Annotated in this window: 19 protein-coding genes; 3 read left to right on the top strand and 16 right to left on the bottom strand. The window is 66.6% G+C overall.

Annotated elements, in window-relative coordinates:
* Positions 1-93: 93 nt before the first annotated feature.
* The 3 genes from FJ657_RS05345 to FJ657_RS05335 form a co-directional block, all read right to left on the bottom strand.
* Positions 94-3,156 (bottom strand): cutinase family protein, encoded by a 3,063-nt coding sequence (locus FJ657_RS05345; RefSeq protein ID WP_181408875.1) that lies wholly within the window; start codon positions 3,154-3,156, stop codon positions 94-96.
* 85 nt (positions 3,157-3,241) lie between these two features.
* Positions 3,242-3,661, bottom strand: coding sequence for a hypothetical protein (locus tag FJ657_RS05340; protein ID WP_141162576.1), 420 nt, complete (start codon positions 3,659-3,661; stop codon positions 3,242-3,244).
* 936 nt (positions 3,662-4,597) lie between these two features.
* Positions 4,598-5,197, bottom strand: a complete 600-nt coding sequence (locus FJ657_RS05335) for a hypothetical protein (RefSeq protein ID WP_141162575.1) — start codon at positions 5,195-5,197, stop codon at positions 4,598-4,600.
* A gap of 266 nt (positions 5,198-5,463) precedes the next feature.
* Here FJ657_RS05335 and FJ657_RS17050 point away from each other — a divergent pair, with 266 nt between their 5' ends.
* Both FJ657_RS17050 and FJ657_RS05330 read left to right on the top strand, forming a co-directional pair.
* The gene (locus FJ657_RS17050; protein ID WP_181408874.1) at positions 5,464-5,604 is read left to right on the top strand and encodes a hypothetical protein; all 141 of its coding nucleotides are present in this window, start codon (positions 5,464-5,466) and stop codon (positions 5,602-5,604) included.
* A gap of 241 nt (positions 5,605-5,845) precedes the next feature.
* Entirely contained in the window at positions 5,846-9,541 is a 3,696-nt protein-coding gene (locus FJ657_RS05330; RefSeq protein ID WP_181408873.1) for a YobI family P-loop NTPase, read from the top strand.
* A gap of 145 nt (positions 9,542-9,686) precedes the next feature.
* Here the strand turns inward: FJ657_RS05330 and FJ657_RS05325 are convergent, their stop codons facing one another.
* The 8 genes from FJ657_RS05325 to FJ657_RS05290 all read right to left on the bottom strand — a co-directional run bounded on the left by FJ657_RS05325 (position 9,687) and on the right by FJ657_RS05290 (position 19,222).
* Positions 9,687-10,757: a hypothetical protein gene (locus FJ657_RS05325; protein WP_141162573.1), complete on the bottom strand. Its 1,071-nt coding sequence runs from the start codon at positions 10,755-10,757 to the stop codon at positions 9,687-9,689.
* A gap of 3 nt (positions 10,758-10,760) precedes the next feature.
* On the bottom strand, positions 10,761-12,209 hold the full coding sequence (locus tag FJ657_RS05320) for a putative type IV secretion/conjugal transfer ATPase (RefSeq protein ID WP_141162572.1): 1,449 nt from the start codon (positions 12,207-12,209) through the stop codon (positions 10,761-10,763).
* Entirely contained in the window at positions 12,206-13,663 is a 1,458-nt protein-coding gene (locus FJ657_RS05315) for a hypothetical protein (RefSeq protein ID WP_141162571.1), read from the bottom strand. The genes FJ657_RS05320 and FJ657_RS05315 overlap by 4 nt, the downstream gene beginning before the upstream one ends.
* A 197-nt stretch (positions 13,664-13,860) precedes the next feature.
* Entirely contained in the window at positions 13,861-15,195 is a 1,335-nt protein-coding gene (locus FJ657_RS05310; protein WP_141162570.1) for a hypothetical protein, read from the bottom strand.
* Positions 15,195-15,896 carry a hypothetical protein gene (locus tag FJ657_RS05305; RefSeq protein WP_141162569.1) on the bottom strand — a complete coding sequence of 234 codons (702 nt, stop codon included), beginning with the start codon at positions 15,894-15,896 and terminating at the stop codon, positions 15,195-15,197. The genes FJ657_RS05310 and FJ657_RS05305 overlap by 1 nt, the downstream gene beginning before the upstream one ends.
* A gap of 4 nt (positions 15,897-15,900) precedes the next feature.
* Positions 15,901-16,203: a hypothetical protein gene (locus FJ657_RS05300; protein WP_255447152.1), complete on the bottom strand. Its 303-nt coding sequence runs from the start codon at positions 16,201-16,203 to the stop codon at positions 15,901-15,903.
* Positions 16,204-16,214: 11 nt separating this feature from the next.
* Positions 16,215-17,345, bottom strand: a complete 1,131-nt coding sequence (locus FJ657_RS05295; protein ID WP_141162568.1) for a MinD/ParA family ATP-binding protein — start codon at positions 17,343-17,345, stop codon at positions 16,215-16,217.
* Positions 17,342-19,222, bottom strand: a complete 1,881-nt coding sequence (locus FJ657_RS05290; RefSeq protein WP_141162567.1) for a type IV secretory system conjugative DNA transfer family protein — start codon at positions 19,220-19,222, stop codon at positions 17,342-17,344. The genes FJ657_RS05295 and FJ657_RS05290 overlap by 4 nt, the downstream gene beginning before the upstream one ends.
* Positions 19,223-19,485: 263 nt before the next feature.
* On the opposite strand from FJ657_RS05290, the gene FJ657_RS05285 reads away from it, so the two are divergent.
* Positions 19,486-20,310 (top strand): DNA-processing protein DprA, encoded by an 825-nt coding sequence (locus FJ657_RS05285; protein ID WP_141162566.1) that lies wholly within the window; start codon positions 19,486-19,488, stop codon positions 20,308-20,310.
* Positions 20,311-20,318: 8 nt separating this feature from the next.
* On the opposite strand, the gene FJ657_RS05280 is transcribed toward FJ657_RS05285, so the two are convergent.
* From FJ657_RS05280 to FJ657_RS05260, 5 genes are all read right to left on the bottom strand, one after another.
* Positions 20,319-21,089 (bottom strand): hypothetical protein, encoded by a 771-nt coding sequence (locus FJ657_RS05280; RefSeq protein WP_141162565.1) that lies wholly within the window; start codon positions 21,087-21,089, stop codon positions 20,319-20,321.
* Positions 21,090-21,372: 283 nt separating this feature from the next.
* A complete protein-coding gene (locus FJ657_RS05275) occupies positions 21,373-21,777 on the bottom strand; it encodes a hypothetical protein (RefSeq protein WP_141162564.1) in 405 nt (134 codons plus the stop codon).
* Entirely contained in the window at positions 21,777-22,418 is a 642-nt protein-coding gene (locus tag FJ657_RS05270; RefSeq protein ID WP_141162563.1) for a ParA family protein, read from the bottom strand. Before FJ657_RS05270 ends, FJ657_RS05275 begins: the two co-directional genes overlap by 1 nt.
* A gap of 421 nt (positions 22,419-22,839) precedes the next feature.
* Complete coding sequence (locus FJ657_RS05265; RefSeq protein WP_141162562.1) at positions 22,840-23,295, bottom strand: hypothetical protein; 456 nt, start codon at positions 23,293-23,295, stop codon at positions 22,840-22,842.
* Positions 23,292-23,495, bottom strand: coding sequence for a helix-turn-helix transcriptional regulator (locus FJ657_RS05260; RefSeq protein ID WP_255447151.1), 204 nt, complete (start codon positions 23,493-23,495; stop codon positions 23,292-23,294). Before FJ657_RS05260 ends, FJ657_RS05265 begins: the two co-directional genes overlap by 4 nt.
* Between the last annotated feature and the right edge of the window lies 1 nt (position 23,496).

Below are 23,496 nucleotides of genomic sequence, written 5' to 3'. Positions count from 1 at the left end.
GCCGAACTGCCCGGCGGTTCGTTCGAAGGTCGTCGCGAGTTCGAGCGGCGGCTCTCCCTGTGGCCTTCACCACAGGCAGAGCCGCCTTACTTGCTAACGCTTCTTGTCTACATCGGTGAAGATCGCCTTGCTGTGCCAGACCTCGTTGACAGCTGAGCCGTCGGACATTCTGAAGGTGATCCGCAAGTTGGTCTTCCAGAGGGCGTTAACCGTTGCCGAGGTGTTGTCGGCAAGTTGGAGGTTGTTTGAGTAGATGCTGACCTCGCCGTCGTCGTACAGCGAGTGGCGAAGCGTGACCTTCAGGTCACCGGTGAAGGGAACTTCGGTCCCATCTTCCTTGTATATGTGAGCGTCGACGGCGTTGAAGCTGGCGCTGCTGTACCAGTCGGGGAAGTGGCGAGCGATGCCGCTCTCGTAGACGGCGGGGAGCCACTTGACCATGTTGGCGTTGTCGCCCATGACCCAGTCCCGGCGCATGTCCAGCATCTCGAGTGTGCCGTTGCTCTGGCGCAGGAGGCGCCCGATCGAGCCGATGTAATAGCGCGAGTCGGCGTAGCTGGGCAGGACGTTGAAGGGGATGACCGCAGTCGTGCTGCCGGTTGCATTGGTGGCGGTGATCTCTACTGCGATTGTGCCCGTTTGCGATGGGGCGCCCGAGACGCGAGTCATGCCCTGGTTGTCGGTGCCCCCGTTGAGAGATCCGTTCGTCGGTACGGCGATCTCGATCGTGCCGCGACCGTCCGGGCCCCAATCGACGATGTCATTCGCCCACCAGTTGGTCTCTCGGTACTGGCGAATCGGAACCGCGGATGCGTCGATGACGGGTGCGTGAGGGGTTGGGAAGGCCTCTTCAGCTTGGGCTTGGGTGGCATCAAATCGCACGACGTTGACGGCGCCGCCGTTCACGCGGAAGGTGATAACTCCGCTTCGAACGAAGGACCGCAGCGTTTCGGTTTTCCCGTCGCCGATGGCGCCGAGCGCTTCCCAATAGATCGAATAGTTCTCGGTCGTCGTCGGTTCGAGAGCTTGACCCAGATAGCCCTGAAGCGTGTTGGCTAGCTCGTTCTGGCCGATATAGGTGTGGATATCCGTGACAGGCAGATCGCTCCATGCGAAGGGATCGATGTCAGGATTTTCGGACCAAGCAGGCAGGCCGAATGCGGCGTAGGAGCCGTTGGTCCAGAACGCGAAGTTCGAATCCTTGATGCTGCCGAACACATTACTCGTCGTGATTGAGGCACTAGGCACGTCGGCGTTGGAATTGATCACGTAGCGGTCATCGTGAGTGACGGTGGTGCCGGAGGAAATACGCACTCGCGTCAGCGTGTCGTTCACCGTGAGATCGATTGTTCCTCCGCCGAGCAGTGCTTCGGCGGCGCCGGCCGACATAGGGCCTTCGAGTGGGGACCCTGCGAAGTGGACGCTGATTGTCCAACCGGTTGCGCCGATCTCGAGCGATGCTTCGAGCTCATCCGAGCCGGCGCTGTTCGTCGCCTCGTTGCTCGTGAACACAATGTCTCCCGATATTGTCGCTTCGGCAGGGTCGGTGACCCCGAGGTCGCCATCGCCTTTCACAACAAGCGAGTTGGCGTCGGCGTCAGTGCTCGCGTGATAGCGGTAGTCGGCCGAGTTGGCGAAGGTGGCGCGGCGCCCTGCCGTGTGCCCGACTCGGTTCTCAGCGACCAGGGTGAAGGGCCCGTCCCCAGACACGGCGGAGGTCCAGGTGAAGTGGCTCTCCCCCGACTGGTTGACGTTGTCGGGGGTGAGCCGCTTCGAAGTGAGGCGAGTCCCGGCCGCGTCGAGAATGGAGTAGAACTCCACGTCGGCTCCGGGTTCGATCGGTTGAGTCCATTCGTATCGGAGCCCGTCGAGCGTCAGCGAGCTGGTGTAGTCGGGCACGGCTGGCGCTGTGACCGGGTCGGCGAGGACAAGCACCTCACGTTGAACTGACCGAACCCCCCAGTCGGGCGTGTGGAGCGTCGCTTCGATGGGGTGATACCCGGGACCGCTGAAGGTGGGTGTGAACCTGTTCGTCGAGGAGGGGATCTGCGCGGTTGCGACCGACCCTCCATGGGTGGCACCCAGCGATCCGTCGGGGAGCAGCTCTGTGTATGCCAGCGAGGTCGCGACGGCTTCTGGCACCGACCAGTCCCAAGCAAAGGCTTGGCAGAGGGAGATCTTGCTGCCCGCCGTGCTGAATCGGGCTTGGTCGCTGGCGTACATCTGAGTCGGACCGCTCATCGATACCGAGGGCTGCGTGGTCGACGAAGCAGAGCAGTCATCTGTCACGACATCGGCGACCCAGGTGCCCGCGTTCTTGGGAGCGTTGGTGTTGCGGATATTGCCGTGAACCTTGAAGGGGTCGCCGGGGTTCTTCTTGTCGACGAAAGCACCGTCGAACACACGGATCGACGTCCTTTCGCCGGACTCGAGGTATACGGGCGAGTCGGTCATCGAATTGCATGCGATATCGCCAGCGCCGCAATAGGAGTACACCGGTGCGTCGATGCGCTTGGACCATTTGGAGCGCCGGCCGGACAGTCCGCTGTGATTCGGCTCAAAGGAGCCGCGGTCGGCCACCACGTCATTCTCATTGAAGTGCGGATCCGCGAAGAGAACGACTGCGGCGACGCGCGCCTTCTGAGCCTTGGTGAGTTCCGTGATGGCGGTAGCGATGACGTCAGCACCCTGGGAGTAGCCGACGAGAACGAATCGGGTGTCCGTGGTTTCCGCGCAGAGCTTCGTGCGACTCTTAATGCGATCCCGCGTTGAGCGCGCGCCGCCCAGAACACCGAGCGTGTATCCGGATGTCATTTCAAAGGCCGGGTCCTTGACCGCGACGCCGATAACAGCGGTCCCGGCTGCGGGGTAGCGCACGCCCCACGTCGGAACCTTCACCGCTTTACCGTTCTCGTCCTTCGGAAGCTTCTTCGAGATCTGTTTGGCGACAGTGTCCGCCTCGGGCCCCGTTCCCTTGAAGGGTGCGTTTTCGTAGTCGGCCGAGGTGAGGTTTTCGCCCTGCGGGAGTGCTGACGTTCCGCGGGCAGCAATCACCTCGATGGGCGCACAGTCCATTGCCGCCTCGGCGGGCACGGAGGCCATCAGCATTGATGCGAACACAGCGGCGGCTGCCGTTGCGGCGAGGATGCGCTTCACTCGAGACCCGTTCATTGAGATTTCCTAGGAGATCTCAAGATTGAGGGCAGCTCGCTTTCGCTGCCACCCCCACTAGGCGGGACATTCAGCCGGAGATCGTTACGAACGCACCCGCCCCGGTCGCGATTTCTTTGCGCCCCTGCTCGAGAGGAAGCGATTCTCCGCCTGTGACGTCCTGAACTATCACGATCACTCGATGCAGCCGTTTGGGTGCGTACCAGGTCGACTCGGACTCGTCGGCCCCCTCGGGCCCGTCGAACCCTTCGTCCTTCAATCTGTTAGACAGATCTTCGTAAGCGTGATCGCCGTTGATCACCGCACGATAGAAGACGCCTGAAGATGCATCACCGAAGGTGGCGTCGGCCTGAATCTTCCCAATAGCGGGCAGGTCGAGTGCGTCGCGCGCATCCTCCACGTAGCCGGCGGATTCCGGACGGTGACTGCATCCGGCCAGGAGCGCCACGGCGATAGCACCGACGAGCATCGGACGCAGCAGTCGGACCATACCCCGAACTTTACTCGGACCTGGATCGCGTCGGCAGTCGCTCAAAATGGGGCCACGCTATAGCCCGAGCCCATTCGACCCGGCTTCGCGGGTGCTGTCGAGGCAGCGGGATCCTCCGGCTGCTCACGACAGGTGCACCGCGCTCCCAGCCGGCCCCGACGAAGCGGGTCGTGCCACCGGACCTTGCCCACCCTCCCCCGGACCCCCAACTTGGACATGGCGGCTGCGCGTTGCCGGTAGGCCGTCGGCGTTGTTGTTCTCCGACTCTCGCGGAAGATACCGAGTGCCGGGGTCGTCGAGCGATCGCCATGGCCGCCATCCGGAGGCGTAGTACATCGACGACGGCCAGGGCCATTGCTCGGGCGGCAGCTCGTCGGTGACGTCGCGGCCGTCGTCCCAGACGGCGTCGTAGGACATCCGCTCGCCGCGGTCGTGGAAGTAGCGCTCGAGCTGCGTCTCTGGTCGTGGGGGTGGCAGCTCGACCCAGTCGCGGCGACTGCGGCTCATCGGGCAGCTGGCCCAACGCTGCGGGAGCGTCATGCACTGCTAGGACGATCCACTCCCCCGCCGCGTGCCGGGCCGGAGGTCGAAGACGAGGGCGTTGCCGGCGTCGTCGATCGCCTGGAACCGCCAGCCCGACCAGCGCCGCTCGATCGGGTGCGTCATCACCGGATGCCACACGTCGCCCGGCTCGAGCCGGTCGGGGTGTCGTTCACCCGGTACCGGTCGCCCTTCCAGACGATGCGCACGGGGCGATCGTTCGCGAACCACACGGCTACTGACTGTTCCATCGCCACGCCTCCATTCGAACATGCGTTCGAACACGGTACAGCGTGATCTTGCCGGCGACTAGTCGGAAGGTGCAGCGCCGGCACCGCCGGCTCCGCTCCCCGAGCCCAGGTCCGGACGTCGAGACGCCCGGGCCTGGGCTCCGCGTCATCCGGCTTGCTTCTCGAGCACTCGGATCGCGATCGCGAGCGCGCGCTCGGGCGACATCGCGACGACCGGCTTCGGATCCGCGCCGAGCGGCCGCCGACTCCGGTGACGATGCAAGTTGATGAAGGTGCGAAGCAGCGCATCCGGGGTCCGCTCGACCGGCGCGTGCACCGCCTCCCACGACGTCGCCGACATCCGGCCCCGCGTCCGCTCCGCGAGCTTCTGCAGGCTCATGCCGTGGTAGCGCCCGGCGGCCAGCGCGAGCCAGTAGCGGCGCGCGGCATCGCGGCGCTGCCGTCGCTCGCGGGCTGTCCAGGTGTGTGCTCGCGGCTTCGGCATCCGCGCGGCCACGTCCGGGTGGGAGTAGGGGCGGAGCGCGGTCGTGTCGAGCTCGAGCGTCTTCGGGCGGGGTGCCCTCGCGCGGCGGATGCGGGCCGCGGTGTTCGCGTTCGTCCACTCGGTGCGCCACTGCTGGCTCAGCCCGTGGATCATCGCCAGCTTCGGGTCGAGAGCCAGGCTCGCCACCAACACCTTCTTTCTGCTGTGGTTGATGCTCCCCATGAACTCGTCCCAGGTGACTGCCCCGCTTGACCCGACCATGTCGGTTCCTCCCACTCGTTCTTCTTGCCCTTCCGGCGGGGTGATCGAGTGCGAGCGGAAGGAGCGAAGTCACGAACGGATGCGGTTGCTAAGCGCAGTCTGCAAAGAGCAGCCGGGCGGGACGCAGCGACGAAAGCGAGCTACGATCGGCGGCCGGAAAGGGCAGAAGACTCGGAAGACGCAGCGCCGTCGCACGGCGGCTCCGTTGCGAAGCGCAGTGTTGCAATAGACACGACGAAGAGGGCTAAAGCCCTATGGTCAAAGTCGTGAGCGAGCGCGAGGCGACTCCGCTGCCGTCTGCAGAGACGACCGTTGAGTTCGAAGGCACAGAAGAGTGGCTTGACGTCTACGAGACGGAGGCGCTCACGCCAACCCGTGATCCCCGCCTCGAACGCGACCAGCGCTAGGCCACGATCAGTGCTCGCCGACAGCAGACATCGTCTGTGACGTTTTGCGTCGGGTGACGCGAAGACGATCGTTGGATGACCCCAAGCGCCGGCAGCGACAACGTGCTGTCTACTTCGATGCCCCATTGGAGGACGCCGACCGCTTCGTCAGTGCGGAGCCTCTCGTCGAGCACATGCCATCATTGGCGGAATAGGCGCCATCGCATATTTCGACCGGAGGCTCGCATTGAGTAGCGACAAGATGCCGAAACTGCCATTCTCTCCGGAGCTCGAACCGCTAACACCGCGCTACGACGCGCCAGCACACGACATCTATTTCGGTGCCATTGAAACCGCTCTCCGAAGAGACGACGAGCGCGCGCCCCTGAACATCGCCCTCAGCGGCGGGTACGGGGTGGGCAAGAGCAGCATTCTTCAGAAAGTTGCGGCTGAGCATAAGGGTGCAGTCGCGCTCATCTCCATGTCAACCCTCGGGTTCGCAGACGATGAGACACGGTTAGAGGGTTCTGCGGGTATCGCCGCGAACAGAACTAATCGCATCCAGAAAGAGATCGTCAAACAGCTTCTATATGGTCAAGACCCGGTCAAAATGCCCGGTTCGCGCTACCGACGCATCACGCGCTTCCGTTTTTGGCGAGAGTTCGGGCTCGCTGCCTTGGTATCGGTGCCACTCGCACTCGTGTTTTTTCTATCGGGCTGGGCAAGCGCGCTCACCAAGTTCATCCACCTGCCGAGCGACTGGGCCTGGATGGCGGCGCCTGGTATCTATGTCGCGGGCGTTCTCTTCATCATCGGCGTGCGTAAAGTCGTTCACAACCGCATTTATATCGACAAGATCACGGCCGCGGGAACGACCTTCGCACTGTCCTCACGATCCGAAACTTTCTTCGACGAGTATCTAGACGAAATAGTATATTTCTTCGAGCGCAACAAAGTCGACCTTGTGATCTTCGAAGATATCGATCGATTCGACGATGCTCACATCTTTGAGGCGCTCCGGTCCCTCAACACTTTGCTGAATAGCGCGAAGCAGCTGCAAGGCCGACGGATCCGCTTCATTTACGCGATTAAGGACAGCATCTTCGAGGAGCTTGGCGACCGCGCCGCTGCGGAGGAGCTGTCCGGGGATGAGCGAGACACTAGCGAATCAGAGCGGACACCCCGAGATCACGTGATTGAGGGGCTAGCTCGCGCAAATCGTACGAAGTTCTTCGATCTGGTTGTCCCCGTGGTGCCCTTCGTCACCCACCGAAGTGCCCGCAATCTGTTGAAGTCAGCGCTCGGGCAAGTTCCCGATCATGGCGTCACAGACTCATTCATCTATCGCGTCGGACGACATCTCGCAGACATGCGCCTGATCCGAAACATAGTAAACGAATACGCCATCTTTCACGATCGCGTGATTAAGCCGAGGAAGCTGGATCTCTCGTCGGATCAAATGCTGGCGATGGTCCTGTACAAAAATACCCATCTGTCAGATTTCGAGAAGATCAAGCACGCAAGTAGCAATCTCGACGACCTATATGCTGTCAGCCGCAGGTTGGTGAACGAAAATATTGCTCGCCGACAACAAGGCATTCGGGAAAAGCGAAGAGCATTGCAAACGCTGCACCCTGCATCTGCGCGCAGCAAGGAGCTTGGCGCCGATCTCGATACGTATTTAAACGCTCACGTCCAGCACATCGGCGGCACCTTGGTGTCCAGAGGTTTCCCTAATACGGCACTATCGGACGAAGCGTTGAGATCAGCCCCCACGTGGACGCGAATTGCGGCGGGCGAAGATATTCAAGTGACCTTCACGCACCCCGTCTCGAACCAGCCTTATTCAGGTGTCCGGAACGAAACTTTCGTCTCCACATTTTCCCGCGAGCAGCTCGCGCACGCACTCAGGGACTCCCTGAGCCCGGACGACTGGGCCAGATCAGAGCGGGATCGGCTAAGCAGAGAAATTGATGAGGCGCGGGCCGAAATCGACTTCCTAAGATTCGCCACGATGGCCGAGCTTTGCGATCGTCCAGGCTTCAAGGTCGAGCACGGAGGCAGATCGCGTTCGTTCGAGGAAGCACTGAGGTCGATTATTGAATCGGAACTTGGCCAGGTTCTGGTCCGTTTCGGTTATATCGATCAGCATTTCACCCTGTATACCGCAACTTTTGCGGACGGCCTCCTCACCAAGGAAGCTATCAATTTTATCATTAAGTGCGTAGAACCCAATGAAGTTGACTTCAACTTCGCGCTCGAAAGCAAGGATGTGAGGGCGCTATTGAGCGACCGAGGGCGAACCATGCTGGAGGAGAGATCCGCCTACAACGTCTCGGTTCTGGACTACCTCCTCGCGAATGACCCCGAGGGAGCTGAGGCACTGGTCCGAAACTTCGTGCGTTACGGTGACGACGAGAAGGCGTTTCTGTTGTCATACCTTTCTTCAGGTAAAGCGTCCTCCGACCTGATACGAACGCTGACCCCGCTATGGCCGGGCGTCTTCGAATTTATGATCAACGATGCCGACCTCGCGGAAGATGAACGCGACCGCTTGGTCGATGTGGCTCTTGGAGCGCTCGGGCAGGAGCTGTCCTACGACACGTCCCCTGCGCTTCGCTCATATTTGGAAAGCGCCGCCGAACGACTACCAGCATTCGTGTCCGAGGGCGCGCGTGAGCTCGCTCGACTTATCGCGCGCTTCGCCTCGCAATCGGGTGCCGAGCTCCCTTCGCTGCACAGTCTCGGCACTCACCTCCGAGAGGCAATCGCGGCGCGAGGTGCCTACGCCGTCACTCGCGAAAATCTTCTACTTGCGATCGGCGGACGAATCGAGGGACTTGCTCTAGACGAGCTTCGGGGCGAGGTGAAATTCGTATACTCCCGCGTCCTCGACGATCTCGGTGCCTACCTCAGGTCCTTGGAAGCTGAAGAGGTCTCGATCGCTTCATCCGAAGGCCTCCTGCAGACCGTCAAAGACATCCTGGCAATCAAGCCCTTCAGCCTCAGCCATCTCAGCGCGGTGTTGCAGAAGGCAGCCAGCGGAGTTGAGCTCGCCGACATAGGAGAAACGAGCGACTCGGCGTGGCCGGCGCTTGCAGCGTCTCGGCGCGTCCCAGCGACGATCTCGAACGTGAAGCGCTACATCGACACATTCGGGCTTGACGAGAGCCTCGCGGCATTGCTTGATGCAGCCGAGGAGATCGAGCTTGACAGCGAAACAGACGAAGCGACGAAGCTGGCACTTGCCCTCGACGTACTCGGTGCTCGCGAACAGATCTCCTCCCCGACGACGAGATCTTCGCTGGTCGCGTCGCTATCGCTCGCGGACTACATCCCCGCCGGATCCGTCCCAGTGGAAGCCGGCGACCTCATCGCGCGACTCATTGCAGACGATGTGATCGATGACACGGAGGGAAGTTTCAGCCTGATCGGAGCGGCTGACTGGGCGGGTCGCGAAGCTACGATCATCGCCTCGAGCGCTTTCAGCAGCATCGTCACACCAGTCGTTCTCCCAGCGGCTGATCTCGGTCGCTTCTTCGCGAGCAACGCCATCCCGACCGAGCGTAAGTCGGCGGTCATTGGGCGCCTTACAGAGTTGAGCGCCGGTGCTTCCCCCGACTCCTTGTCGAAGGCCGCCGACTTTGCGATTGCAACCGACCTGCCGGTGGGCCTGGCTCACATCACGATGATGGCAGGGCTCGTTAGCTCTGACCGAGTCCTAGAGCTCTTGCAACCGCATCTTGCTTCGATCGGCCTTACTGAACTCGCAACGGTCTTGTCCGCGATGCGCGGCGAATTCGCGAAGCTCGCCGGCCCGACCGGTCTCAAGCCACTGTTCTCAACGGTCACGCCCGCACTAGCGGAGGTCGTCGCTCGGCTCAGGCAGCTCGGGGTGGTTGGCAAGACGACTCAGGACGCGATGGGACTTCGGGTGAACATGCGGCGCAGCGCCTGAGTCAGCCGGTCTTCCAGTTTCTCGACGTGCACGTGCGCCGGAAGCCGTACGGTTCGTCGGCCTAGCGCTCATACTGCGTTTACCCGGCGCTGCGGCTTCGAGGTCGTAGTTCGAGATCCACGCGAGCGGCATCGAACGAAGCAGCTCAATCATGCAAGCCAGCGACACTCGTGTACGCCACATCCACGTGGAGATGGTTGCAGGTGTCGCTGAATTCGGTGAAGTGCTCAGGCGCGAGCTCGACCCCGATCTTGCTGCGGCACTGCTTCTGACCGATGCGCGCCTTGGCTGCGACCACGGGATCGAGTGCACCGATGAGGCGGATGGCGTTGCCGTCGGCGCCGGTGGTGGGTGTGCCGGCGAGGCTGTAGAAGTCGACGGCGCCTCCGCCACCGTTGATCCAGTGGGATGACTTGGTGCCGCCGCCGAGGATCTGGCCGGTGCACTTGCGGTTGATGTCGGAGACGCCGATCTTGCCGAAGGTGTCGAGGGCGATGGTGATGATCTGCAGGATCCGGACGTCGATGTCGCAGTCGGGCACGCTCTGGCCTTGCGCGATCCAGCGGATCTCTTCGATGTGGTCGGGGGTGAGACCACGGAGTCGGCCTTCGTCGGCGGCTTTGACGAGGTTCTGGGCGAGCTCGAGCTTGTCGTCGGAGACGGTGCAACCGGGCCCGCCGGAGGTGGTGGCGAGGGCTTGGACGACCGCTGCGGCGGACTGGTAGTAGCGGGTGTAGTGGTCGGGGTCGGCGTTGTTCTGGACCTTATGCGCCGCGAGCGAGGGCGCGAGCTGCTCCCATCCGGTGATGGTCTTGAGCTTGGTGAAGAACAGGGTGGCGGACTGTTCGGGGTCCATCCTCTGGGCGAGGGTGCCCCAGTTGTCGCGTTGCTGGAAGAGACCCCGGGAGTCGGGGCCGGCGGTGTCGCCGTGGTCGAGGATCCGGAGGGAGGATTCGCCCATGGCGGTCATGACGCCGATGGTCTGTCCGGCGGTGTCGAGGCCGAGGGCAGTGGCGGCGTTCATGATGTGCGCGGCGTTGGTCAGCTGCGCCCCCTGATACCCGGACACCGCCGCCGCTTTCCCGGCGGCGTCGGGGTCGATGGTGTTGGTGGTGCAGGTGGAGGCTTGGCCGGTTCCGGAGGAGAGGGCGAAGCTCGAGCCGAGGAGGGCGAGGATCGCGGTGCCGGCGATGACGGTCTTGGTGATCAGGTTCATCGGTCAGGCCCGGGCGACAGCTTCGAAGGCTTCATCGGTGTTGGTGAGCTGGATCTCCCAGGGTGAGCGGATGTGCTCGACCCAGATCTCGGGCCGGGAGCCGATCTTGTCGTAGCGCTGCCCGTCGCGGAGTTGAGTGATGCGCTCGGCGGCGTCGGGGGCGAAGCCGAACACGCGCTGGCACCAGGCGGCGTCTTCATGGAGCGACTGCCGGTAGACGTGGACGGTCTGCGCTTCCTGGAGCATCGCGATCGACGGGGACCCGTCAGGGATGTCGGTGCCCTTGTGGAAGACGAACACGTTCGACAGCGCCAGGCCACGGGAGAGCTTCTGGTTGGAGCGCGCGAGCGCGGCGGAGGGGCCGGCGGCGATGTGCCAGCCCTCTTCGTAGATGCAGTTCGTCGCCCACCCTCGGTCGTTGCGGAGCCGCCCGAGGAGCCACATGTGCCCGATCGCCATCACGGCCGGGACAGCGGGGCCGTCTTCGTCGAGCTGCGAGATATCGAACGAGGTGAGCTTCCCGGTGAGGTCGACGCTCTTCGAGGTCTCGCCGTCGAAGAGCCCGGCGTAGTCCTGCAGGAGCGAGTTCAGGGTGAACCGGACCGAGAGGCCGGCGTGGTGGAGGGCGTCGATCGCCGCGGGCGACAGGTCCGAGTATTCGGGCAGGTCGGTGACACGGGACAGGTTCGGCAGCACGTCCGCGAGCACCGGCACCCGGTGGTCGCCGTGGTCGGCGCGGGTGCGGTTGAGGGCTGCGCGGAGGGCTTCTTCTTCCCATTCGGTGAGCGCGACGCCGTCGCGGGCGAGGCGGACGACGACGTTCAGCAGTCGCATCTGGCCTTGCCCTCCGGTCCCGTGGGCGATGAGGGGGTCGAGGAGGTTGAGGCGGGTGCCGGTGCCGTCGGTGGTGAACCGGATCGGTTCGGCGCCGAACCGGCGCGCGAGCTCGGAATATTCGCCCTCTCCCCCGCGGTCCTTGCGGTCGAAGACGACCGCGCGCCGCTTGTTCAGCAGCAGCGGCCGAAGAACGTAGGAGGTCTTGGTGTGGGCGGACTTGCCGGAGCCGACGTCGCCGACGATGACGACGTTCGGCGACGACACCGTCCGCGGGATCGAGTTGTAGGCGGTGACCGGGTCGTGGGCGATCGAGGTCTGCGAGAGCACGTCCCGACCGGTGACGATCCCGGACGTTCCGGTGGGTGCGCCGATGGTGGCGGTGTTGAGGATCTCCGCCTGCCGGGTCGTCGTCGGCGCCCCCGACAGCGCCGGCCCGTAGTGCCCGCGCCGAGCCCGCCCGACGGCGGTGCGCAGCTGACTGCCGGGACGGTTCCACGGAGTCTGCTCGACCAGCGCCGGGCCGGCCTCGCCGTCGGGCGCGGGCTCGGTGGGCGGCGCGAAGTTCCGCAGGACGGGGAGGTCCCAGACGGTGCGGCGGGTGGTGGTGTCGGTCATGAGAGTGCGTCCTTCTCGCTGCGGCCGGCCATCCGGTTCATCGCCCGGCCGGCGATCGAGGTTCGGCCCGGGGCGAGGCCTCGGGCGAGGGGCCAGGTGGTGCCGGAGGCGGCGGCTTGGTAGGAGTCGAGCCAGTCGAGGCGGTTCACGCCGAGCTGGGTCGCGGAGGTGTCCTCGAGGATCCGTGACGCGCGCATGAGGTCATCGCGGGTGCGTTCGGAGATGGTGACGAACCCGACCCACTCGGCGCCCTGGTGAGCGGTGCCGTGCGCGAGATCCGACGCGCGGCGCTTCGCCGCGGACATGTTCGACCCGGTCTCGTCCGCGACCAGCCGCCCCTTTTCTTGGGCGGAACGGATCTCAGCGGCATCGCGGACGACGTCCGCCCGCGCCGCGGTCGAGGCTTCGCCCTTGGGGATGAGGCGGATGTGGAACGAGAGGGTCCGCACGGTCTGGGTCTCGTTGCCGAGGAGCATCGGCAGCGCCCAGAGCGGGGTGCGGGAGCCCATGGCCATGTTCTCCGAGGTGATCGCCGCGGTGCGGTGCCACCAGGTCACCGGTTCTCCGGTGACTGGGTCGAGGTCGTCGATGACGGTTGCGGAGAACTCGTCGTGCGAGGTCAGCCCGATGCGGGTGGGGTCGACGTCGGCGACGTAGTCGATCGGGCGGGACGGGTTCTGCTGGTGCAGGATCATCGCCGCCAGCCGTCGTGCGGAGAGGACCTCGACCTCGCCCAGGCGGGCGTCGGTGAGGCCGGTGATCGTGGAGGCGATCTCCTGCCGCATGAGGCCGCGCCAGCCGTCGCGGCCTGCACCGTATTTCGCGGCCGCGTCGCGGAACTGCTCGGTCAGGTGCCAGCGGACGACGATGTAGTGCCGCTGCACCATCGCGTTCTCCCCCGTCAGGCGCAGTACGTCCTCGTAGGACGAGATCGCCTCCGCGGGGGCGGCGTCGTCGAGGGCGGACAGGACCCAGAACTCCTGCATTGCCGAATCCGGCGGCAACACCCGGGTGATCGTCTGCACGCTTGTGGCGAGGTTCGACGCGGACGCCTTCGACTCCAGGAACACACCCCATGCCGATGCCGCGCGGCGCATCGCCGCCGGCGACTCCAGACCGGCCGCCTGCCCGGTCACGGCGAACCCGACCGAGAGGTACTCCGGTTCTCCCGCCGGCGCGTGCCAGGCGATGCCCGGCTCCCGCGGCGTGAGCTGCAGCCAGCCGAGCCCGTCGGCGCCGTCCGGGACGGCGCGCATCGCCGCGACCTTCCGCGCCGCGGAAGCGCGGGCCTTCCGGCCTCGGGAGTTCCGGTGTTCGGCAGTACGGAGCTCCCACCCCCCCTCGTCGTAGGGGTCGAAGCGATCCGTGCCCGTGGCGAGGCGGCGGCGCCAGCGAGCGCGCTTGACGCGCCGGTCGGCGAACGAACCGCGGTGGGTGCGGGTGGTCAGCAGCACCGCCGCGACGCCGCCGGCGACGGGGATGATCACGCCCCACACGCCGAACAGTGGGGTGAGGATGAGCATCGCGATGAAGCAGACGCTGAGGGCGAGGATGCGGCCCTTGGGCTGTGTGCCGCCGAAGAAGCCGCGGTGCGCGGCCTCCCCGCCGATGTAGCGGTCGCTGTCGACGGTCGAGCTGATCGGCTGCGACATCACTCGCCCTCCCCGGCATCCATCGCCGCAGTGGCCTGCTGGCCCGCGGCCTCGGTCGCCTCGGCGACCTTCGCGCTCCCTGCGGCGACGCCGGCGAGCACGAGCGTCGGGACACCTATCGCCGCACCCGCACCGGTGGCGGTCTCCGCCGTCCCGGCGGCGGCGCCGGCCGCGGCGACGCCTTCGGCCGCGCTCGCTGCGCCAGCCGCCTCTCCGCTGGCCGCAGCGCCCGCGCCAGCACGTGCCGCGGCCGCATCGCCGAGTCCACCGCCGGCCGAGCGCGCCGCGGCAGGCGCTTCCTCGCTCGCCGACGAGAACGATCGCGACGGCATCGGCGCGTTGGACTGGCCGCCGCGCTGGTTGCGCGACGCGGCGTCGCTCAGGCTCGACGGGCCCCACGATCCCGGCGCGAGCGAGGGCCCGTTGGTGCCGCCGAGTCCGGAGGGGACGAGGGGTGCGAACTTCATAAGCAGCAGTGGTGAGAACGCGGCCATGAACATGGCGATCACCGCGACCAGGAGCTCGACGACCTTCTTCAGGGATGCGTTGTTGCCGAGCACGTCCATGCTCCCGGCGAGCATCGTGAACGCGACACCGAGCAGGAAGAACAGCAGCGGGTGTGCGGCCAGGATCCCGACCCAGACCGCGACGAGCTTCATGCCGAAACTGCGCCGCTGGGGGTCGAGGATCCACACCAGCGACAGCGGCACGAGGACGCCGACGAAGTAGAGCGTGACCAGCTGCACCACGAGGACCAGGAGGACGCAGATCAGGCCGAGGAGCATGAGTAGCATCAGCACCACTGCGACCGGGACGCCGCCGGCGATCGCCAGCGGGTCGGTCTCGTCGATCATCCGGGTGAACTGCTTGTTGACCTCGTCGACCGAGCTCGTGATCCCCCATGTCGATAGCGACGTCGAGAGCGCGTGGAAGAACTCCACCAGCAGGCGGCCGAACGCTGGCCCGAAGATCGCGCCGATCAGGAACAGCGGGAAGTAGAGGAACAACGACTCGAGCGTGTCCTTGCCCGACTGCAGGCCGCGAGCGGTTCGGATGATCTGCGGGATCATCAACGCGACTGCGGCGAAGATCGCCATAGCGAATGAGATCTTGTACGCGTCCAGGAACCACTGCAGGGACAGGTCCGGCAGCGTCGCGCTCGTCACCGTCGGCAGCAGCTCCGTCGACAGGCTCTTCGCCGCATCCTGCAGCGCCTTGAAGGTGTTGCCCCACGGATCCGACCAGTAGCTCGCCGCTCCCGCGATGCCTTTCGCCACGTCGGTCGCGCCGCCGACTGCGCAGCTGATCGGGTCGGTGCACGGATTGTCCGCCATCAGCAACCTCCGGTGAACGTGGTTCCGATCGAGTAGAGGTCGTCGACCGCGCGCTTGAATTCGCCGGACTCGAGGCGCCAGCTTCCGTCTTCCCACTTCCAGGTGGACGTCGTCGCGAATCGCAGCTGCGGGCTCAGCTCACCGTCGACGACGTAGCCTCCGCCGACCGACACCGTCGCGGTGGTGTCGGTGTACGACTCGAGATGCCAGACGCCCGGGATCGTTGAGATGTAGAAGGTCTTGCCGTTCTCGACGACGCCGGCGGACGGGTTGCTCGTCTTGGCGTAGGCCGCACTCAAGTCACGGAACTGAGCGCTGGCGGACGATGCGAAGAGCTTGGGCGAGGCACTGGCGATTTGATCGTCGCTGGGGACGGGGTACTGGTACATCCAGCGCATCGCTGCGGCGGCGACCTCGACGGCGCCATTGCTGGTGTGCGGAGCTGCCTTCTGCGCGGCGAGCAGCATGTCGGCGTCGCGGGTGTCGCCGCCGAGGCAGCCGGTCGGCTCCGCGTCGGCGGTTGCTGACGCGCTCGGCTTGGGGCTGGCGCTGGTGTCGGTGGGTGCGATGGTGGGGTCGCTTTCGCTGGCACGGATGGTGCCGGCGATGACCGCTGCGGCGATTGCGAGGGCGATGATCGCGACGGCCGCGATGAGGATCCAGAGGATGCGGCGGCGCGGGCGGGGACTCGTGGCGGTCATGGTCCTAGCCCACCACGGCAAGGACGCCGCCGACGATGACGGCGAGGGCTGAAAGCAGGACGAGTGCGATCGCGCACCAGATCGCCTGGGTACGACCGGTCTGGTAGGCCATCGGGTTGCTGTTCGCGGAGGCGGTCGCCATCGAGGCGAGGGCGACGATGAGGAACACGATCGCCATGACGATGGCGAGTCCCCAGATGCCGGCGAGGAGCTTCTGCCAGAGCTCGGTGAACTCGGTTCCGAAGATGGTGAAGTTCGGCAGGACTCCGTCGAGGGGGTTGTCGATGGTGCGGATGATGTTCGGCATTCCGGGGGTCCTTACTCGTTCTCGGTGATCTGCTGGTTCTGGAGGGTGGCGATGATCGCGGCCGTCGCGGTAACGAACGCGATGCGTGTCGTCGCCTGGAGCTTGGCGAGGGTGATCGGTCCTCGTTCAGCGATGTGGGCGTCGTAGGGGATCTCGTAGATCCGGGTCAGACGGTGCTGGCCGAGGACGGTGGTGATGTTCTCGGTCAGGGCCGGGTTCTCGGTGCGTCCGTCGGTGAGGCGGAGGATCGTCGCCTGGTCGGCGAGGTCGGCGTGGTGGCCGCCGAGGGTGCGGAGGTGGTCGATCAGCGCGATCGCTTCGCCGACGGCTTCGGCGGAGTTCAGGACCGGGATGACGAGCGCGTCGGTGACGGCGAGGGCTCCTTCGAAGGCGTCGGAGGAGGGTTGGTTGCCGGAGTCCATGACGCGGATGCCGTAGTAGTTGTCGACCACGCGGGCGGTTCCGGTGACGGCGTCGCGGTCGAGGCGAGGCCGGGGTCCGGTGGTGCCGATGATCGACGCGAACGAGGTCTGCGGCGCGGTGTAGGAGGCGAGCTGTCCGGCGGAGCGGATGCTGCCGGCGTCGGTGACGAGTTCGCCGATGCCGCGGGTCGGGGTGCCTTCGGCGCGGAAGGTGAGGGTGCCGGGGTCGTCGGAGACCTCGAGGATCGCGACGGAGCCGCCGCGGATGGAGGCGAGGACGCCGCCGAGGATGACCGAGGTGGGGGTCTTTCCGACGCCGCCCTTGCGGTTGGCGACGAGGATCCCGACGGCGCGGGGGAAGGTCGCCTGGCGGATGGTCGCTTCGTGCTGCTCGAGCTGCGCCGCCGCGGCGCGGTGGGCGAGCTCGCGGGCGCTCGGCTGCAGTCGCAGCCCGACCTTCCCGAGCAGCCCGCGGACGCCTTCGGCGGCCGGGGCGACCTGCTCGGGTCCGATGAGGTCGGCGAGGTCGACACTCACCGGTTCCGGGGCCGCTTCGACGCTCTCGGCCTCGAGCTCGACCGGCGCCGGCTCGGGCGCCGATGCCTCGTCGAACTCCGAAGCCTCGTCGACGATCTCCGGCTGGAACGGGGGTGGGGGTGCGTCGGTTTCGGTGTAGCCCGCGGCGCGGGCGGATCCTCGGAACGGGGCGGTGGTGCTCATTCGCTTCCTTCTTCCTGATCGGTCTCGATGTCTGAATTCCCCGGCTCGATCTCCGGCTCCTGCTCGTCGGCAGTTGCAGGCTCGGGTTCCGGGGTGACGGGTTTGGCTTGCGGGAGCGCCCGGAAGGGGGCGATGGCTCCGGCTTGGACGAGCCAGAAGGCGCCGTCGGCGGCTTCGCGGACGTCCTGGGGTGGAATGACCCAGGTGTGCTGGGCGCGGGCGGAGCGGAGCTCGTCGCCTTGGGCGCTGCCGGCGGCTTCCATCTGCATGACCGTGCCCGCGTACTGGACCACGTCCTCCGGGTCTTTGGAGCGGCCGAAGATCAGCGCCGCACCCGAGGTCAGCGCACGTCGGCGTCGGGTCTCGTCGTTCGACAGGCCCGCCGGCGACTGCGTCGCCAGCACGAGCCCGACGCCGGCGGAGCGGGCGGTCTCGAAGAGGGAGCCGGCGGTGTCGCCGGGGTCGGAGGTGTCGGTGACCAGCTGCGGGAACTCGTCGACAACGACGAGGACCGGGGTCTTGTCGCCACGGCGAAGCCGGGTGCCGAGGAAGTTCCGCAGATCCAGCAGGAGCAGGTCGCCGAGGCGGGCTTGAGCGTCGTCGACCGGGGAGAGGGGGACGATGGTGATGTCGCCCGCGGGCTGGTCGTAGGTCCACCCGGTCTCGCTGAGCCACGGCTCGAGCGGTCGGAGCGCGACGAGGAGCGCCTGGAGGGCGCGTTCGCCGGCGGTGGTGCCGTCGCGGTCGACGGGGTGGTTGACCATCTGCAGGTCGTACTGATCCCGGACATGTCCGCCGGGGTTGAGGAGGCGGTCGCGGAGGTCGTCGATGCCGGCCACGGGGGTCTGGTCTTGGACGGCTTGAAGGACGCCGCGGATCTCGTCGAGGTAGTGCTGGTTCGCGCCGTCCGGTGAGGGCATGAGGCGCATGAGCTTCGCGGTGATCTGGTCGGCGGTGCCGTTGAAGAGGTTCCACTCCCCCGCGACGCCGGCGGTCTTGCCCTGGGCGCGGGCGAGGGCGGCGAGGTGGGTGGCGTCTGCGGGGTCGCCCTTGGCGTCGAGGAAGAACACCGGCCAGCCGTAGTCGAGGGCGCAGAGGATCATCCCGTTCAGAAGCACCGTCTTCCCCGACCCGGACTCCGCGATCACCAGGGCACGGACGGCGGAGGAGGTGTCGGGGAGGACGATCATCCGGGCGGGGTCGTTGATCCAGTCGCGGACGGTGCGGATGTCACGGAACCGGTCCGCGGCGGTCGTCACCGTCGGGGCGACGGTGACCGCGAACGCGGCCTGATCGCCGAGCCGGTGAGGTGCGGTGAGAACGCGGTCGGTGGCGCCGGTGATCTTCCCGGTGACCGTGTTCAACCGGATGCCGATCCGGTGGGCGGCGGTAGCGTCGGCGGCGACCTTGCGGGCGGTCTCGATGCGGGCCTGGTTCATGACATCTGAGATTCGCCGCGTGCGAACCAGGCGGGCGATCTGCGTGCGGCGCAGCATCCACGCCGCCGGCAGCAGCAGCGCCCCGGCGAAGAAGTTCACCACCAGCCACGGGACCACCGCGTTCACGGTGTCCCAGGACTTGGTGACCGTCCCGTCCTCGACCCCGTGTACCACCAGCACCACCTCGACTGCGGTGAGGCCGACCACGGCGATCACGCCGGCGAGAGCGGTGGGGAGCTGCCAGCGGGGACGGATCCAGAACCAGGCCCGGGTCGCGATCCCCTCCCCCGCGATGCGGGTCGCAGCGACGGGGATGAGCAGCGGGAGGACGGTGAGGATCGCGGCCGCGGCGATCACGATCGCAGCGAGGCGTTCGATGCCGCCGCCGACAGGGTCGGCGTCGGTGCCCTGCCGGGCGGGCGCGGCGGTGCCGGTCATACCGTCACCGCGCTGACGGACGCACGGCCTTCGGCCGGTCGGCGCCTGACGGAGCAGGCGCGGGTGTTGATGCCGGCCCGGTGGGCCGGGGTTTGACCTTTCCGGCGGTCGATCGTAGCTCGGTCCTTGACTGCGCTCCTTGCGTTACGGGCGCGCCCTGCGGGCTTATTTCCCCCGAACGCGGCGGCGCTTCGCGGCGTCCCGTCGCACTCGATCTCGGTGCCGGAAGGCAAACAAAAAAGTTGATCCGAGAGGAGCGCGTGATGATCTCCCTTCACGCTCACGCCCGTCTGCCCGAACCCGATACCAGCGCCCGTGTCGCGCTCGCCTGCGCCGGGCTGAGCGGCAACCGCCACATCGGCCACGCCCTCAAAGCGGCGCCCGCTGACGAGGTGATCGGCCGCTGCCTCGACGGCACTGACACCGGTCTCCCGGACGAGGTCGCCTTCCGGGTGCGGACCCTGGTGAACCCGGGTCTCGTCGCCTCGGTACTCACCTCCACCGCCCACGACGGACTCACCCTCCTGACGCCGGTCGATGCCCGCTATCCGGCGGGGCTGGGTCGGCTCGGCGCTGCCGCGCCGCTGATCCTCTGGGTCGCGGGCGACGCAGGTCTGCTCGGCGAGGAACCGGTGGTGATCACCGGTGGGACGCGCCCGGATGCGCAGCTGCGACACGAGATCGTCGAGACCGCGACGAAGACCGCCCAGTCCGGCCGGACGGTCGCCGCCGCAGCGCGACGTGGTGTCGACGAGCTCGCCGCCGAATCCATCCGCGCCGTCGAGGGTCGTCTGGTGAGCGTCGCGACAACGCTCCGTCAGCTCGAGCCACGACCCGGCGAGGTGGTGGTGAGTGAGAACCCGCCCTACCTGCCGGCGGTCATCGCCGCACAGGTCCGCACCCCGGTGCTGCTCGCCGCGATCGCCGAGAAGGTCATCGTCGCCGACGCCCGCCCCGGCACATCCGCCTACCGCACCGCCGTCGCCGCGCACGCCCTCGACCGTCCTCTTGGTGTGCTCGGGAACCCCGAGCACGGGGTGCGCGGTGATCGGGTGTCGACGCTGGTCGATGTGGAGCGTCTGGTCTGAGGTAGCCATCAGGCGATCCCCTCCCAGAGCGCCGGCGTCCCCGCATCGTCCGGGGGCGCCGGCGGCATCAGATTCTCGGCCCACGGCGCATCCGGCTCGCCGCTCCAGGCGCCGCGGGCGTCCATCACGGGCGCCGCGACGACGCGGGGGCGGACGTCGCGGAACAGCCACCGGTCGGCTTCCTTCATCGCTAACCGGCACGCCCCCGGCGTCGCGAGATAGACCACCCGGGTGTAGCCCTCGCGGGTGAGGCGTTCGCCGTGGTTGGAGTGGATGGCCTTGTAGCGGATCGGGGTCTTCGGCGTCAGCTCCACCTCGACCAGCTCCGCCTGCCCGCCCAGGATCGCGACGCCGTCCGCCTGGTGATCGCGGCGGGTGATCGGGCGGCGGTCGCGACGCCATTCGTAGCCGCGGGCGAGGTACCGGGCCGACACCGCCGAGACCGCGAGATCGTGCCGCGCGGTCTGACGGAACAGGTCCGGAACCCGACCCGACGTCGTGTCCTTCGGCCACACCACCGACCCCTGCCGGAACGCCGGCCGGGCCCGATCGATCAGCCCCACCTGCAGCATCCGTGACACCCACAGCTGCGCCGCCCGCACGCCGACCGGGGCGCGCTCGACGGTGTCGAGACTCATCCCCACCAGAGCCCACCGGACGGCCTCCATGTCGGCCATCCGAACCACCCGCAGCCAGTCGAGCATCGCCTCATCGCGACTCGTCACCTGAACCATCGAGCTCACTCCGTTCGCCAGTTTTTTCTCTTCCATCGCTTGCATTTGTCTGTGTTCCCGGCCACCTGACCGGTCCAACCTCTGTCCCGAATCAACTTGTTGCTGAGGGGCGGAGGTTGGACCGCGAGCGCAGCGAGAGGTGGCCGGGAACACAGGCAAGTGCGCCCCGAAACCCTTCGTTCACCCCTTCGCACCCGGCGAACGACCAAACGAAGAAGCCCGGCACACCCGAGACACCCAATCGGTTCACCCCCATACGGGGGTAGACCGACACGCGCACCGTCCGACATGTGTCGCGAATTGACCTCAACTTCGGGTCGAAGGTTGCTCATGCCCAGATCCGCTTCGACCCCGTGCTGCCAGGCTGGTCGCGCTCGTACTGGTCGAGCGCGAGGTCGACACCGATGCGGATGATCGTGTTCTCGGTGATCCGCGGCCCCTCGGTCTTCGCCCGATTCAGGCGCCGGGCCAGGATCGTCAGCCGCTCGATCTGGTCCTCCCGCAGCCGAGTGTCCTTCCGGATGAGCGTGGCGTAATACGCGACCGAATCCGGCGCCGTCGGCGAGCTCTTCGCGGGCTTCGCCGTGGCCTTCTTCGGCTTCCCCTCGGCAGCCTCAGAGGCCACCTCGCCGGGTGCCTCCGGAGCCACCTCGGCGGGCTCCACCGGCGTCGCCGACGCGGGCTCTCGGGTGGGGAGGTTGCCGACGAGGTCGCCGAGGTTGCGGCGGGCCATCAGGGCGCCTCGTGGGCCCAGATCGACATCAGCTCGAGCGCGACCGCACGGTAGTCGTCGATCGCTTTCGCGGTCTGCCGGGACTCCGGGTACTGGGTGACGACGGTGCCGTCGATGGGAGCGTCCGCGTGGATCTTGTAGCGGCGGATCGCCCTCGTGAAGCGCGGCAGCCCGATGGTCTCGATCAGCTCCTCGGCGCCCTCGAGCTGCCCGGCCGTGCGCATGTCGACCTTGCTCAGCAGCACCCGGAACGGCGTCCCGGCCGGTTCGATCAGCTGCTGGATCGTGCGCACCATCGGCGGCACGCACAGCGCCTCCGCCTCAGTCGGGACGATCACGAAGTCCGCCACCTCGAGCACCGATTCCAGGATCGCGGAGTCGGTGAGATTGCCCGGGGTATCGACGAAGATCACGTCGTAAGGCAGGTCCCGCATCCGCGCCAGATGTGCGGCGTCGACCTCGGCGGCGAAGTCGAACGGCAGAGCGTCGCCGGCGGTGTCGGCCCACCAGGTCGTCGACTGCTGCGGATCGACATCGACCACCAGCACCCTCGAATGCTCCGCCGCGACCGCGGCGAGGTTCATCGTCGTGGTGGTCTTCCCCGCGCCGCCCTTCTGGTTCGCAACCGCGACGATCCTCATCGCAGCACCCCCGCGATCACCAAGAACCGACCTCCCGCACTTCGGGAGTTCCGCACCTCCGCACTTCGGGAGTTCCGCACCTCCGCGCTTCGCGACTTCGGGGCTCCCGCACGTCGCTCCTTCGCGACTGCGGAAGTCCGCGACTCCGCGACTCCCGCACTCCGGCCCATCGCGCCTCCGGTAGTTCGGGTCTTCGGCTCTTCGTGACTACGGGAGTTCCGAAGTTCCTCACTTCGGAAGACCCGGAGAGCGGAAGATCCGCTCCCGGCTCGTGCGCGTCCTGCTTCGTAACTGCTCATTGCTGTTTCCTGTCCTGTTGAGGGGGTCGCTGCGCGTACCCCTGGCAAGTACGCCTGGCGTACTCCTGCGCGGTACGGCACGCGTACCCCTGCGCAGTACGCAGCGCGTACTTCAACCCGCGTCAGAAGCGGGCGTCGTCGACGTGCCATTCGGTGGCTCCTTCGTGCGCGAGGAACGGCAGCGGGATCGGCTTCTTCGGATCCCGGCGCATGTGCCGCACATCCAGCAGCAGCTCGTACTCCGCAGCACGCCCGTTCCCTCCGACTCGGAGTCGGCGGATCGCCCCGTGTGCGATGAGCTCGGCCGTGGCCCGCTTCACCGCCTGGTGCGCGGCCTTCGTGCCGTTCTCCGGCGCGAGGTAGCCCAGCGCGATCGCCGACAGCTCACGTCTACCGAAGTAGCGCAGCGGATCGGCGCCGGCGGGGTTGTCGTCGAAGTCCCAGCACTCCAGCGCCATGTGGAGGAGCAGACGCGTCGCCGGATGGCCGAGCCCGAGCTGAGCCGCCACCATGACGGACTTCTTCGCAGCGAACAGCCCCACGACATCCACGCTCCGTCCCGCCAGCGGCGGGATCACGCGATCGCAGCCTCGCCGGTGCGGCTCTGCGCGCTCGCCTCGACCCACGCGAGAACCTCCGACCGCTTGTAGAGCACCGTCCGCGGAGTCGGCTTGTAGAACCGCGGCCCCTCTCCGCGGTAGCGCAGCTGCGCCAGCGCCGGCGTCCTGATACCGGTCAGCTCCTCGACCACGTCCGGCTTGATGAAGTCCTCATCCATC

The organism is Schumannella soli, from assembly GCF_006517435.1.
Taxonomy (GTDB): domain Bacteria; phylum Actinomycetota; class Actinomycetes; order Actinomycetales; family Microbacteriaceae; genus Schumannella; species Schumannella soli.
This window is presented reverse-complemented; position numbering and strand designations above follow the sequence as displayed.